The 11417-nt window shown below is 70.6% G+C and carries 12 protein-coding genes and 3 pseudogenes; 7 read left to right on the top strand and 8 right to left on the bottom strand.

Translation table 11 applies throughout. The features are described 5' to 3' along the window. A pseudogene (locus LN042_RS11765) lies at positions 1-223 on the bottom strand (hypothetical protein); the annotation flags it as partial. A 158-nt stretch (positions 224-381) separates the two neighbouring features. On the opposite strand from LN042_RS11765, the gene LN042_RS11760 reads away from it, so the two are divergent. From LN042_RS11760 to LN042_RS11735, 6 genes and pseudogenes are all read left to right on the top strand, one after another. After that, positions 382-2028, top strand: coding sequence for an NRAMP family divalent metal transporter (locus LN042_RS11760; RefSeq protein WP_230051082.1), 1647 nt, complete (start codon positions 382-384; stop codon positions 2026-2028). Between the two features lie 92 nt (positions 2029-2120). Continuing rightward, entirely contained in the window at positions 2121-2390 is a 270-nt protein-coding gene (locus LN042_RS11755) for a hypothetical protein (protein WP_230051081.1), read from the top strand. A 97-nt stretch (positions 2391-2487) separates the two neighbouring features. Next, the gene (locus tag LN042_RS11750; RefSeq protein ID WP_230051080.1) at positions 2488-2727 is read left to right on the top strand and encodes a hypothetical protein; all 240 of its coding nucleotides are present in this window, start codon (positions 2488-2490) and stop codon (positions 2725-2727) included. Between the two features lie 35 nt (positions 2728-2762). Then, complete coding sequence (locus LN042_RS11745) at positions 2763-3143, top strand: winged helix-turn-helix domain-containing protein (RefSeq protein ID WP_308191791.1); 381 nt, start codon at positions 2763-2765, stop codon at positions 3141-3143. 110 nt (positions 3144-3253) lie between these two features. Then, positions 3254-3724, top strand: coding sequence for a hypothetical protein (locus LN042_RS11740; protein ID WP_230051079.1), 471 nt, complete (start codon positions 3254-3256; stop codon positions 3722-3724). An 87-nt stretch (positions 3725-3811) separates the two neighbouring features. Next, a pseudogene (locus LN042_RS11735) lies at positions 3812-4168 on the top strand (VOC family protein); the annotation flags it as partial. Between the two features lie 156 nt (positions 4169-4324). Here the strand turns inward: LN042_RS11735 and LN042_RS11730 are convergent. Together LN042_RS11730 and LN042_RS11725 are read right to left on the bottom strand one after the other, a co-directional pair. Beyond that, positions 4325-4762 (bottom strand): annotated as a pseudogene (locus tag LN042_RS11730) (ABC transporter permease subunit); the annotation flags it as partial. A 152-nt stretch (positions 4763-4914) separates the two neighbouring features. Further along, positions 4915-5055 carry a hypothetical protein gene (locus tag LN042_RS11725; protein WP_230051078.1) on the bottom strand — a complete coding sequence of 47 codons (141 nt, stop codon included), beginning with the start codon at positions 5053-5055 and terminating at the stop codon, positions 4915-4917. Positions 5056-5309: 254 nt separating this feature from the next. On the opposite strand from LN042_RS11725, the gene LN042_RS11720 reads away from it, so the two are divergent. Then, positions 5310-5567: a hypothetical protein gene (locus LN042_RS11720; protein WP_230051077.1), complete on the top strand. Its 258-nt coding sequence runs from the start codon at positions 5310-5312 to the stop codon at positions 5565-5567. A 175-nt stretch (positions 5568-5742) separates the two neighbouring features. Here the strand turns inward: LN042_RS11720 and kdpA are convergent, their stop codons facing one another. From kdpA to LN042_RS11695, 5 genes are all read right to left on the bottom strand, one after another. Next, positions 5743-7395, bottom strand: a complete 1653-nt coding sequence (gene kdpA / locus LN042_RS11715; protein WP_230051076.1) for a potassium-transporting ATPase subunit KdpA — start codon at positions 7393-7395, stop codon at positions 5743-5745. Positions 7396-7397: 2 nt separating this feature from the next. Continuing rightward, positions 7398-8297: a potassium-transporting ATPase subunit C gene (locus LN042_RS11710; protein WP_230051075.1), complete on the bottom strand. Its 900-nt coding sequence runs from the start codon at positions 8295-8297 to the stop codon at positions 7398-7400. 10 nt (positions 8298-8307) lie between these two features. Next, positions 8308-10488 carry a potassium-transporting ATPase subunit KdpB gene (gene kdpB, locus LN042_RS11705; RefSeq protein ID WP_372495712.1) on the bottom strand — a complete coding sequence of 727 codons (2181 nt, stop codon included), beginning with the start codon at positions 10486-10488 and terminating at the stop codon, positions 8308-8310. Beyond that, entirely contained in the window at positions 10488-10577 is a 90-nt protein-coding gene (gene kdpF / locus LN042_RS11700; RefSeq protein WP_230051073.1) for a K(+)-transporting ATPase subunit F, read from the bottom strand. The genes kdpB and kdpF overlap by 1 nt, the downstream gene beginning before the upstream one ends. A gap of 144 nt (positions 10578-10721) precedes the next feature. Next, the gene (locus LN042_RS11695) at positions 10722-11138 is read right to left on the bottom strand and encodes an SAV_915 family protein (protein ID WP_230051072.1); all 417 of its coding nucleotides are present in this window, start codon (positions 11136-11138) and stop codon (positions 10722-10724) included. Positions 11139-11417 lie beyond the last annotated feature (279 nt).

Raw genomic sequence — 11417 nt, 5'->3', positions numbered from 1 at the left:
TTAGCCACCGCATGGCCATACGCTCCCCGGAATGCGGCGGTGACCTATGGGAACACATCCCGCCAAACGCCGGCGTCGGCATCGAGCGCCAGGGTGATGACTTTTCTTCTGACTTGCGGGTGGAGCGGACGGCGTCCTCTATGCCGAGGTAGAGGCGGACCCGGCCGCCGTCGGCAGCAAACCAGCAGCCCGCTGCCCACACCCGCCTGTCCTCGTACTCCACCGGCACGCGGTAACCACCTTCCCTACGCGTATCACTCACGCCCCGTCATGCCCGCACGGCCTCATGCCGTCCCGGGTGTGGCTTGGTGCGCGCTCGTAGGGCGGATTGCTGCTGCGTGCCCCCGACCTCCCCCATCGAGGGGGTAAGGGAGGCATGTCATGACGAACGTGATGCTCGACCCGAAGGTTCCCGCGCCGCGCGCTGCGGTGCTCGACGAGGCCCACCTGGGTGACATCCAGGGCGCGCTCGGCACGATCAAGCTGGACGACACCGCCCCGCGCCAGGGCCTGTCCGCCAAGCTCAAGACCCTGCTCGCCATCGTGGGCCCCGGCCTGATCGTGATGGTCGGCGACAACGACGCCGGCGCGTTCTCCACCTACGGGCAGGCGGGCCAGAACTACGGCACTCACCTGCTGTGGACCCTGCTCCTGCTCGTGCCCGTGCTGTACGTGAACCAGGAGATGGTTCTGCGCCTGGGCGCGGTGACCGGCGTCGGGCACGCGCGGCTGATCCTGGAGCGGTTCGGCAAGTTCTGGGGCGCGTTCTCCGTCATCGACCTGTTCCTGCTGAACGCGCTGACGCTGGTCACCGAGTTCATCGGCATCACACTGGCCGCCGGGTACCTGGGCCTGCCGAAGGCCGCCTCGGTGGTGCTGGCCGCCGCGATCATCATCGCGTCCGCGTTCACCGGGTCGTTCCGCCGGTTCGAGCGGGTCGCGATCTCGCTGTGCCTGGGCTCGCTGCTGCTGGTCCCGATCTACTTCATGGTCCACCCGAAGACCTCGCAGATGGCGCACGACTTCGTGGTGCCGCAGATGCCCGGCGGCGCCGGCGAGCTGGCCACCGTGATGCTGCTGATCATCTCCATCGTCGGCACCACCGTCGCCCCCTGGCAGCTGTTCTTCCAGCAGAGCTACGTCATCGACAAGCGGATCACCCCGCGGTTCATGAAGTACGAGAAGGCCGACCTGTGGATCGGCATCGTGATCGTGGTCGTCGGCGCCGCCGCGCTGATGGGCCTGACCGCCGCCGCGTTCGCCGGCACCGACGGAGCCGGCCAGTTCAGCGACGCAGCGGGCATCGCCAAGGGCCTGGAGGCCCACGCGGGCAAGCTCGCCAGTGTGCTGTTCGCCATCGCCCTGCTGGACGCCTCGATCATCGGCGCGTTCGCCGTCTCCCTGTCCACCGCCTACGCGATCGGCGACGTCTTCGGCATCAAGCACTCCCTGCACCGCGGTGTGAAGGGAGCCAAGGGCTTCTACGCCGTCTACGCGGGTCTTGTGATCGCCGCCGCCGGGATCGTGCTGGTCGCCAGCGACTCCACGCTGGGCCTGCTCACCCAGGGCGTCCAGGTGCTGGCCGGTGTGCTGCTGCCCTCCGCCTCGGTCTTCCTGCTGCTGCTGTGCAACGACAAGGAGGCGCTCGGCCCCTGGGTGAACGGCCCGAAGACCAACGCCTTCACCTCCGCCGTGGTCGGCGTCCTGGTCACCCTGTCGATCATCCTGACCGCCTCGGTGCTCTTCCCGGACATCTCCTCCGCCGCGATCCTCGACATCATGGCCGCCTGCGGCGTGGTCGGCGTCCTGGTCGCCGGGTACTCCTTCACCCGCCGGCGCACCGCCACGAAGGAGGACCCGATCGACCGCACCGGCCGCGAGAACTGGCGGATGCCCCCGCTGGAGACCCTGGCCAAGCCGGTCATGTCCACCACCCGCAAGATCGGCATGGGCGCCCTGCGCACCTACCTGCTGGTCGCCATGGTCCTGGTCGTGATCAAGCTCGTCCAGCTGGCCCTGGGCCACTGACCAACCCTGCGGGGCGGCCCGCACACGCCCGCCGCCCCGCAGGCCCTCGGAAACCTCGACCGCCTCACCCGAGGAAGGAAGGTAGTACGGCCATGCGCACCCTCCCGCGCCACCACTGCCCCAGCGTCCGCCTCGCCCTGCACGACGGCGTGACCCGCGAGTACCGCCTCGACGACCCAGGGGCCTGCCCGCGTTCGGGCTCCGCGAACAGCACCGCCTCGGCCTACGAGCCGCGTGTGCACCTCGCGTACCTGCTCGCCCGCCAGGGCCACGACCCGCTCTGGCTGGCCGAGTTCGCGGACCTGCCGCTCGCCGCCGCCGAGCGCCTGAGCCTGGCCACCGCCGACCTGTCGGCCTCCTGACGCCCCACTTTCACCCCGCCCAACCGCGTTCACCACGAAGCCCTGGCCGCGGCATGCCCGCGCACGCCCGACGGCCAACTCCCGGAGGTGAGTTCCCATGGCGACCCTCGCCACGTTCCAGCTCGTCACCGCACCCGCCCGGCGCCACGGCCTGCGCGCCGCGCTCACCGACCTGTACGACCGCCTGACCGCCAGCACCCTGGACAGCCCGGTGCTGCGAGCCGTCGCCGCCCAGGCCCCGGCCGGCCCGCCCGCCCGGATGCGCGCCCGCTGGCGTCCCGTCACCGCCGCCGACGGGACTACCCGCCTCGAAGCCACCTGGCACCCCGACCACTGACCCGCCCCACCATCCCGGAAAGGCGAACCCGGAACATGGCCGTGCACTACCGCAGGCTCGACGCGCTCATCTCACACCGCCCCACCACGCCCCGGCCCTCGCTGCCGGCGGCCGGCGCTGTGGGCCTGGCCGTAGACTCCACCTGCCGGACCGTGACCGCACACGGGCGCGAACTCGCTCTGACCTTCATGGAGTTCGAGTTGCTCGCCCACCTGGTCGCCCAGCCGTTGCGGGTGCACACCCGCAGCCAGCTGATGGAGACCCTGTGGGGGCGGCCCGACAACGGCGACACCCGCACCCTCTCCACCCACGTCGCCCGCATCCGCCGCAAGCTCGGCCCCGCCCTGGCCCCGGCGATCGCCACCGTGCGCCAGGTCGGCTACAAGTACGACCCCCGCCTGACCCGTACCGCCTGAGCACACCGAACACACCCGCAAGCCGACACGCCGGACGGCCAGCAGGGCCGATGGACCCTCGGCATCGCGCGAAGGCCGCCGCATGCTGGGAGACGGACGAGGAGGTTTCCATGGCGAGGACGAGGCTCCACCCGCAGACCGGAGAAGGGAAAGCCCTGCTCGGCATCCTCCTGCTCCTGGTGCTGGAGATGGTCGCGCTCGCCGTCGCCCCGGTACGCGACCGGCCGCTGGTCGCCGGGATCCTGCTGGGCGCCGGTATGGCAGGGCTCCTCCTGCTGGCGGCCACGCTCCACAGCCACCGCCGGGCCCGTCGGCGACCGCCGGCGAACACCCCCGGAGACTGGTACAGCGCGGACGCCTTGGAGGGCTTCCCCATGGAGGCCGTCCGCCCGCAGCTGCTGGGCCAGGACGCCCCCAGCCTGAACCACCTGTACACCGCCTGGATCATGGCCACACACGGTCACAGTGCTCAATGGATCAGCCACCACCTCGACCTGCCGCCCGCTACCGCCCGACTGCTCGTCGATGCCGCCCAGCCGTACCAACGGCACACCACCCGACCCACCCAGTCACCGGACTGACACCTCCTACCTCACGCCTTGACCGAATGCCCGACCGCGGGCATGCCCCGTCCTGCCCCGACACCGAGCCGATCAGAGGAGACCGTCGTGATCACCGCTGTTGACCACGTGCAACTCGCCGCACCACCCGCCAGCGAGCCGCTGCTGCGCGCCTTCTACGGGGACGTGCTGCAGATGGCCGAGATCCGCAAGCCCGATCCGCTGGCGGACCGCGGCGGGTGCTGGTTCGCTGCCGACGGCGGCCGGGTGCGCCTCTACCTGGGCATCGAGCACGGCTTCCGGCCGACCAGCAAGGCCCACCCGGGGCTGGCCGTCAGCGAGATCGACGACTTCGCCGCACGCCTGCACGACCTCGGTGCGCAGGTGGTCTGGGACGACAGCCTCCCGCCCCACCGGCGCTTCTACACCCAGGACCCGGTCGGGAACCTGCTCGAATTCGTCGAGAGCGCCCCCGCCAAGCACCAGGCTGCGCGGGCGCTCGGCGGCCTCCGACTCCTCCACCCGGAACCGCTCCGACCAGGCCACCATCGGCCGCCAGAACAGCACGTTCACGCCGATGACCATCACCACCATCACGGCGATGGCGATGCCGACCTGCCCGAGATTCCCGGCCGCGATCGCGGCGGCGGCGTAGGACCCTATGCCGGGCAGGGCGTAGTGGTGGTTGAGGACGCTGATCGACTCCGAGGCGGCGAGGAAGAACCAGGCGCCGCCGAAGCTCATCATCCCGTTCCACACCAGCGGGATCATCCCGCCGGGCACGTCCAGCTGCCAGAAGCGCTGCCACTTCGTCAGCCGCATCACCCGCGCCGCCTCGTCCAGCTCGCGGGGCTGCGAGATGAGGGAGTAGTAGAAGGCGAAAGTCATGTTCCAGGCCATCGCGGTGAAGATCGCGAAGATCGAGGCGCACTCCAAGCCCAGGATCGAGCCGGGGAACAGGTTGATGAACATCGTCACCGTCACCGACAGGAAGCCCAGGACCGGCACCGACTGCAGGATGTCCAGCACCGGCAGCAGTACCTTGTCCAGGCGTCGCATCCGCGCGGCGGCGGTGGCGTACACGAAGGTGAACAGCACCGAGGCGATCAGCGCGGCGAACATCCGCACCAGCGAGCGCACCGCGTAGAACGGCAGGTTCGACGGATCCGTCGACACCGTGTCAGGAGCCGTACCGGGCAGGAACGGCGCGTTCAGCGACGGGCGAGCCGCAGCAGCCCGTACAGCAGCGCGACCAGCGCCACGACCACCAGCACGTCCACCCAGCGCAGCGCGGGCCGCCGCACCACACCCCGCGAGGGGAACCCACCCGGACCCGCCACCTGGCTTCCCACGTCCCTTTCCGATGGCAGATCACCGCCTGCTCGCCGCCTCGGCCAGCAAACCACGCCGGGGAAACACCAGGCAGGTCCCCGCGAAGCGACACGCGAACACTCGCCGACAGGCAGACCTGGCCGGCTGATCACGGCGCGGTCGACGCCGGCGGACACATCCGACCCGGGGCCGCACCCGCGAGAGGCTTCGACCCAGGCGGTGATGTCGCGTGAGGCGTCGGGGTCGTTGACGGCCCACGAACCCCCAGGAACTCGTGGACGTTGTGCGCCGCACCTTCGACCTGGACACCATCGCCCTCCTGCGCCGCACCGAAGCCGGCCGGCAGGCCCAGGCCGCCGCCGGCGCACCGCTCCCGGCCACCCCTGACGAGGCCCCCTTCAGCGCTGAACTCTCCGACGGATGCGTCCTCGTCATGGCAGTCGACCGACTCACCGCCCGCGACGCCCAACTCCTCGGGCCTTCTCCACCCAGCTGCGCCTCAACCCAGCTCGACCGGCTGCACCGCCAGTGATCCGCAGTCCGAGCGGCTGCTCACAGAGGGGGGCCGCGTCGTCGCTACGCCCCTGCTGACGCGCGAGCCGGTGGCAGTCGCCGCTGCACTCACCAGACATGCGGCATGGCAGTAAACCGATGCGGCCCGGATCCTCCAGACCTGGGCCACATCGGCGTTCTGCCGTTGCGCGGTGTTACATCAGTCCCTCGGTCAGGGGCCCGAGGGCGAGTGCCGGAAGGAAGTTGAGCAGCGCGAGGATCAGCGCGGCGCCGGTGGCCAGGGTGACGAAGTTGACGCCGGATGCGCGGAGGGTGCCGACCGTGACGACGCCGGGCCGCTGCTTGGCGAGGCGTCCGGCGAGGGCGAGGACGAACGCGATGGGGACGTAGCGCCCGAGCAGCATGGCGACCACCATCAGCCCGTTGTGGAAGTCGGTGGCGCCGTTGAACCCGGCCATCGAGCTGCCGTTGCTCTGGGTGTTGCTGGTGTAGGCGTAGATGAGTTCGGTGAGGCCGTGCGGTCCGGGGTTGCCCATGCTGGCGGCGCCGTCCTGGGGCAGCGCGATGGAGATCGCGGTGCAGGTCAGGATGACGGTGGGGGCGACGAGTGCGTACATCACGACGTAGCGCATCTCGCCGAAGCCGATCCGCTTGCGCAGGTACTCCGGGGTGCGGCCGACCATCAGGCCGCCGATGAACACCGCGATCAGGACGGCCATGAGCAGCCCGTACAGTCCGCTGCCGGTGCCGCCGGGGGCGATCTCGCCGAGCATCATGGCCGCGAGGAGGACGCCGCCGCCGAGGCTGGAGAAGCTGTCGTAGGAGGCAGCTCCGGCGCCGTCGGCGCTGGCGGTGGCGGAGACGCCGAAGAGGGTGCTGCCGGGGACGCCGATCCGGGTTTCGGTGCCCTCGGTCTGGCCGCCGACGGCGGCTGCGACGGTGCTGTGGGTGGAGGACTGGGCGAGCGCGCCGGCGCCGAGCAGCAGGGCGAAGAGGATGCCGACGACGGCGAGCAGGGTCCAGGCCTGCTTGAGGCTGCCGATCAAACGGCCGTAGGTGCGGATGAAGGCGGTCGGGATCAGCAGCATCAGCACGATCTCGATGAGGTTGCTGCCCGCGGTCGGGTTCTCGAAGGGGTGGGCGCTGGAGGCGTTGAAGAACCCGCCGCCGTCGCCGGAGAAGAGCTTGACGGGCTCCCAGGAGCCGACCGGTCCGCCGATCAGGGTCTGCTGAGCACCGGTCAGGGTGGTGACGGTGTGGTTGCCGCCGAGGTTCTGCTCGACGCCGAGTCCGATCAGCAGCAGGCCGGCGACCACGGCGAGCGGTACCAGGACGCGGAAGACGGTGCGGATCAGGTCGACCCAGAAGTTGCCGAGATCCTCGGTGCTGTGGCGGACCAGGCCGCGGATCAGGGCGAGGGCCGCGCAGATGCCGACGGCGGCCGAGGCGAAGGCCTGGACGCCCAGGCCCGCCATGATCACGAAGTGGCCGGTGCCGGTCTCCGGGACGTAGTTCTGCCAGCTGGTGTTGGTGGTGAAGCTGATGGCGGTGTGCAGTGCGGTGCGCCACGGCATTCCGCCGGTCCCGCGCGACCACGGCAGACGGCCCTGGCCGATGAGGAGCCCGAACAGCGCGGCGATGCTCATGACGGTGAAGGCCATCAGCGCGAGCAGGTAGTGCTTCCAGTTCTGCTCGCGCTCGGGGTCGATGCCGCAGAGGCGGTAGAAGGCTCTTTCGGGCTTCAGGTGGCGGCCGCCATCGAGTTGGCGGGCCATGTAGTCGCCGAGCGGGACGTGGAGCCCGACCACGACGGCGATGACGAGGAGGGCCTGCATCCAGGCTGCCATGGTCAGGCCCCCTGCTTCGGGTAGGTGCGGTCGAGGGCGAGGTTGAGCCTCAGGCCGTTGACGCCGGGCTCACCGAGGATGCCGAGGGTGCGTCCAGTGGTGCAGGTGGCGACGAGCTTGCGCACGGCGTCCTCGGTGGTGTGCCGCTCGCGGGCGACGCGGGGTGCCTGGAGATCGGCGTAGGCGGGGCTGATCTGCGGGTCGAGGCCGCTGGCGCTCGCGGTCACCGCGTCCGCCGGGACGACGGGGTGGGCCGGGGCGTCGCCGCGCACGGGGACGGGCACAGCGGCGCTGTAGTCCTCGCCGGGGTTGGCGCACACGACCGCGACTCCCCGGTAGGACGCCTTGAAGGGCTTGGCCGGGCAGGCCTGGTTGAGGCTCACCACCTTGGTGACGGTGCCGCTGGTGCCGCCGGTGTAGTAGACGCCGAGGACCGCGCCGACACCGTCGCCGGTGCAGTAGGGCCGGGAGCCGTCCACGTGCTCCAGGTCGCCGACGGCCTTGCTGCGCGAGCAGACCTGGGTGAGCAGGCTGGGTTTGAAGGTCGTGGGGTCGTTGTTCGTTGCCAAGGTGTCCACGACGCTCTCGGCACCGAGGTTGCTAGCACCGGAGGCGGTCGGGTCGTATCCGTCGCCGCTGCCGGCAGCTGACGGGCGGGACTGGAAGTACTGCGGCAGCGCGTTGCCTTTGCCGTCGGTGAAGGCCTGTCCGATCAGGCGGCTGCCGACCATCGAGCCGTCGGTGCCCTTGAGTTCGGAGCCCCGGGCGGGGGCGGCCAGCCCGGGGACGTGCGCGAGCGCCGTCATGCCGAGCGGGTAGAGCAGGCCGGTGGTCAGGGTGAGCACCAGCACGACCCTGAGCGCGGCCAGGTGTTGGGAGAGCCACACGGGCAGTCGAGTCATGGTCGGTGCCTCAGATCCCGGGGATGAACTGGACGAAGAGCAGGTCGATCAGCTTGATCGCGACGAACGGCACCAGCACGCCGCCCAGGCCGTAGACCCAGAGGTTGCGGGTGAGCAGCGCGGAGGCGCTGGCCGGCCGGTAGCGCACGCCGCGCAGGGCCAGTGGAATGAGGGCGACGATGACCACGGCGTTGAAGATGACGGCGGAAAGGATCGCGGACATCGGCGAGTGCAGGTGCATGATGTCGAGGGCGTGCAGGCTGGGGTAGACCGCGCCGAACATCGCGGGCAGGATCGCGAAGTACTTGGCGATGTCGTTGGCGATCGAGAAGGCGGTCAACGCTCCGCGGGTGATGAGGAGTTGCTTGCCGATCTCGACGATCTCGATGATCTTCGTCGGGTCGGAGTCGAGGTCGACCATGTTGCCGGCCTCCTTGGCGGCCGACGTGCCGGTGTTCATCGCGACCCCGACGTCCGCCTGCGCGAGCGCCGGGGCGTCGTTGGTGCCGTCGCCGGTCATCGCGATCAGCTGGCCGCCGGCCTGCTCCTGCTTGATCAGTGCGAGCTTGTCCTCCGGTGTCGCCTCGGCGAGGAAGTCGTCCACGCCCGCTTCGGCGGCGATCGCGCGGGCGGTCACCGGGTTGTCGCCGGTGATCATGACCGTGCGGATGCCCATCCGGCGCAGCTCGGCGAAGCGCTCCTTGAGGCCGGGCTTGACCACGTCCTTGAGGTGGATCACGCCGAGCACTCGCGCGGGAGCGCCGGTGTCGTCGTGTTCGGCGACGGCCAGCGGGGTGCCGCCGGCAGCCGATACCTGGTCCACCGCGGCGTCCAGTGCGGGTGGCACGGTGCCGCCGCGTTCCTTCACCCACGCGGCCACGGCCGTGGCGGCGCCCTTGCGCAGGCACCGGCCGGAGAGGAGGTCCACCCCCGACATCCGGGTGGTGGCACTGAACGGTACCCATGCGGCGCCGGTGGTGTCCTGCTCGTTCAGGCCGTGTTCGTCGCGGGCGAAGGCGACGACCGACCGGCCCTCGGGGGTCTCGTCGGCCTGACTGGAGAGCAGTGCGGCCTCCGCGAGCCGCCGCGCGGGGATCTGACCCACGGGCAGGAAGGCGGCGGCCTGGCGGTTGCCGAAGGTGATGGTGCCGGTCTTGTCGAGCAGCAGGGTGTTGACGTCGCCGGCGGCCTCGACCGCGCGCCCGGACATGGCGAGCACGTTGCGCTGCACCAGGCGGTCCATGCCGGCGATGCCGATCGCGGAGAGCAGCGCGCCGATGGTGGTGGGGATCAGGCAGACCAGCAGCGAGACCAGCACGATCCCGGTCACACCGTTGCCGTTCACTACCGCCGTGTTGTGGGCGGCGGCGTTGTAGTGCTTGGAGAAGACAGCCATCGGCTGGAGCGTGACGACGGCGGTCAGGAAGACGAAGGTGAGCATCGTCAAGAGCAGGTTGAGTGCCAGCTCGTTCGGCGTCTTCTGCCGATTGGCGCCCTCGACCAGGGCGATCATCCGGTCGAGGAAGCTGTCCCCGGGCTCCTGGGTGATCCGCACGACCACCTGGTCGGAGAGCACCCGGGTGCCGCCGGTGACCGCGCAGCGGTCGCCGCCCGACTCGCGGATGACGGGCGCGGACTCGCCGGTGATCGCCGACTCGTCCACCGAGGCGACGCCCTCGACCACGTCGCCGTCACCGGGGATCAGCTCGCCGGCCGCGACGACCACGAAGTCGCCGCGCCGCAGCTGACCCGCTGCCACCTGTTCCTCGCGGTAGGAGGCTTCGGCATGTTCGGCGGGCCAGTCGGTCAGTCGGCGGGCGGTGGTCTGCTGGCGGGTGCGGCGCAGCGAGTCGGCCTGAGCCTTGCCCCGGCTCTCTGCCACCGCCTCGGCGAGGTTGGCGAAGACCACGGTCAACCACAGCCATCCGGTGATCAGCACGGCGAACAGCGAGGGGTGGACCGCGGCGAGCGCGGTGGTCAGCACGGCACCGATCTCGGTGACGAACATGACCGGGTTGCGCACCAGGGTGACCGGGTTGAGCTTGCGCAGCGCCTCGGGCAGGGCGCGCCACAGCTGCTTGGGATCGAGCATCCCGGCGCCCACCTTGCGGGGGCCGGTGGTATCCGGCGGACGTACGCGGGTTTCGGAGGCGGGGTCGGGCCGGTCCGTGACCGGCATGGCGGCGGACATCAGAACTTCTCCGGGTAGATCAAGGCCAGGACCAGGTAGCCCACCAGGGCCACGGCGACCGCCAGGCCGACGACGTTATCGACGCTCAACTCGCAACTCTTTCCGACAGCGTGACAGCGCACGGGCGGACCGGCCGTGCGCGGATGAAGGGCGAAAAGGGGTGACTTCATCAGACCTCCGGGCAGGCGCACGGGGAGCACGCCTGCCCGGAGGCGTTTCGGAGTGCCCGCGTCTCAGCGGGAATGAGCCCGGTCCGGACGCGGAGCGGGCGCGGCCGCAGCAGGCTGGCGGCTCTCGGATGCCGACGTACGCCGCTCGCACGGCGAGGGCGAACGGAAGGCGTGGGCCCCGGCGAGGCGACGCGGAGCCGGGGCGACCAGCTGGGGATCGACGGTGAGCGTGGTGACGCCCAACGGCTCGGCGAGTGCGCGCAAGGCGGGCTCAGCGAGGGCGATCCAGGGCTGCGCGGGGCCGAGCACGGCCCTGAGCTGCAGCTCGGAGGTGAAGGCGACCGCGGTGCGGTCACCGAGGGGAAGGCGGAAGAAGCAGGGCACGTGGCCCAGGGGACCCGACCGGACGGGGACGAGCAGCTGTCCGGCCGGGACGCGTTCGGAGGGCTCCGGGTCTTCCGATGCGCGGTGCTGGTACATGGCTTTCCTCCGCGAGGTCGCAGCTTTCGGGTGCTCCGCCGCGATCGGGTCGGGACCCGACCGCGGCACGTAGTGACGCTATGCCCGTGGCAGGGGAGGTGCGGGCCGGCCCTGACATCATCTTGATCCCGACGGTCGGTCTCCTGACACGGTGTTGACATCCTTCGCCGGCGGCGACGAGCTGACCCGGTTCGAGTGGAGGCGACCAGTCGAACCGGCTGCCGAATCGGGCGGCGTCGCTTCGGCAGCCACCCGCCGTACGGGGGAAGACGTATCAGG

It is taken from the genome of Kitasatospora humi, from assembly GCF_020907985.1.
GTDB classification, from domain to species: Bacteria; Actinomycetota; Actinomycetes; order Streptomycetales; family Streptomycetaceae; genus Kitasatospora; species Kitasatospora humi.
The sequence above is the reverse complement of the archived record's forward strand: the minus strand, read 5'-3'. Positions and strand labels throughout refer to the sequence as shown.

Coding starts and splice junctions, on each gene's coding strand:
- LN042_RS11760 (WP_230051082.1), top strand. CDS start 382: ATGACGAACGTGATGCTCGACCCGAAGGTTCCCGCGCCGCGCGCTGCG.
- LN042_RS11755 (WP_230051081.1), top strand. CDS start 2,121: ATGCGCACCCTCCCGCGCCACCACTGCCCCAGCGTCCGCCTCGCCCTG.
- LN042_RS11750 (WP_230051080.1), top strand. CDS start 2,488: ATGGCGACCCTCGCCACGTTCCAGCTCGTCACCGCACCCGCCCGGCGC.
- LN042_RS11745 (WP_308191791.1), top strand. CDS start 2,763: ATGGCCGTGCACTACCGCAGGCTCGACGCGCTCATCTCACACCGCCCC.
- LN042_RS11740 (WP_230051079.1), top strand. CDS start 3,254: ATGGCGAGGACGAGGCTCCACCCGCAGACCGGAGAAGGGAAAGCCCTG.
- kdpA (WP_230051076.1), bottom strand. CDS start 7,395: ATGGCAGCCTGGATGCAGGCCCTCCTCGTCATCGCCGTCGTGGTCGGG.
- LN042_RS11710 (WP_230051075.1), bottom strand. CDS start 8,297: ATGACTCGACTGCCCGTGTGGCTCTCCCAACACCTGGCCGCGCTCAGG.
- kdpB (WP_372495712.1), bottom strand. CDS start 10,488: ATGTCCGCCGCCATGCCGGTCACGGACCGGCCCGACCCCGCCTCCGAA.
- LN042_RS11695 (WP_230051072.1), bottom strand. CDS start 11,138: ATGTACCAGCACCGCGCATCGGAAGACCCGGAGCCCTCCGAACGCGTC.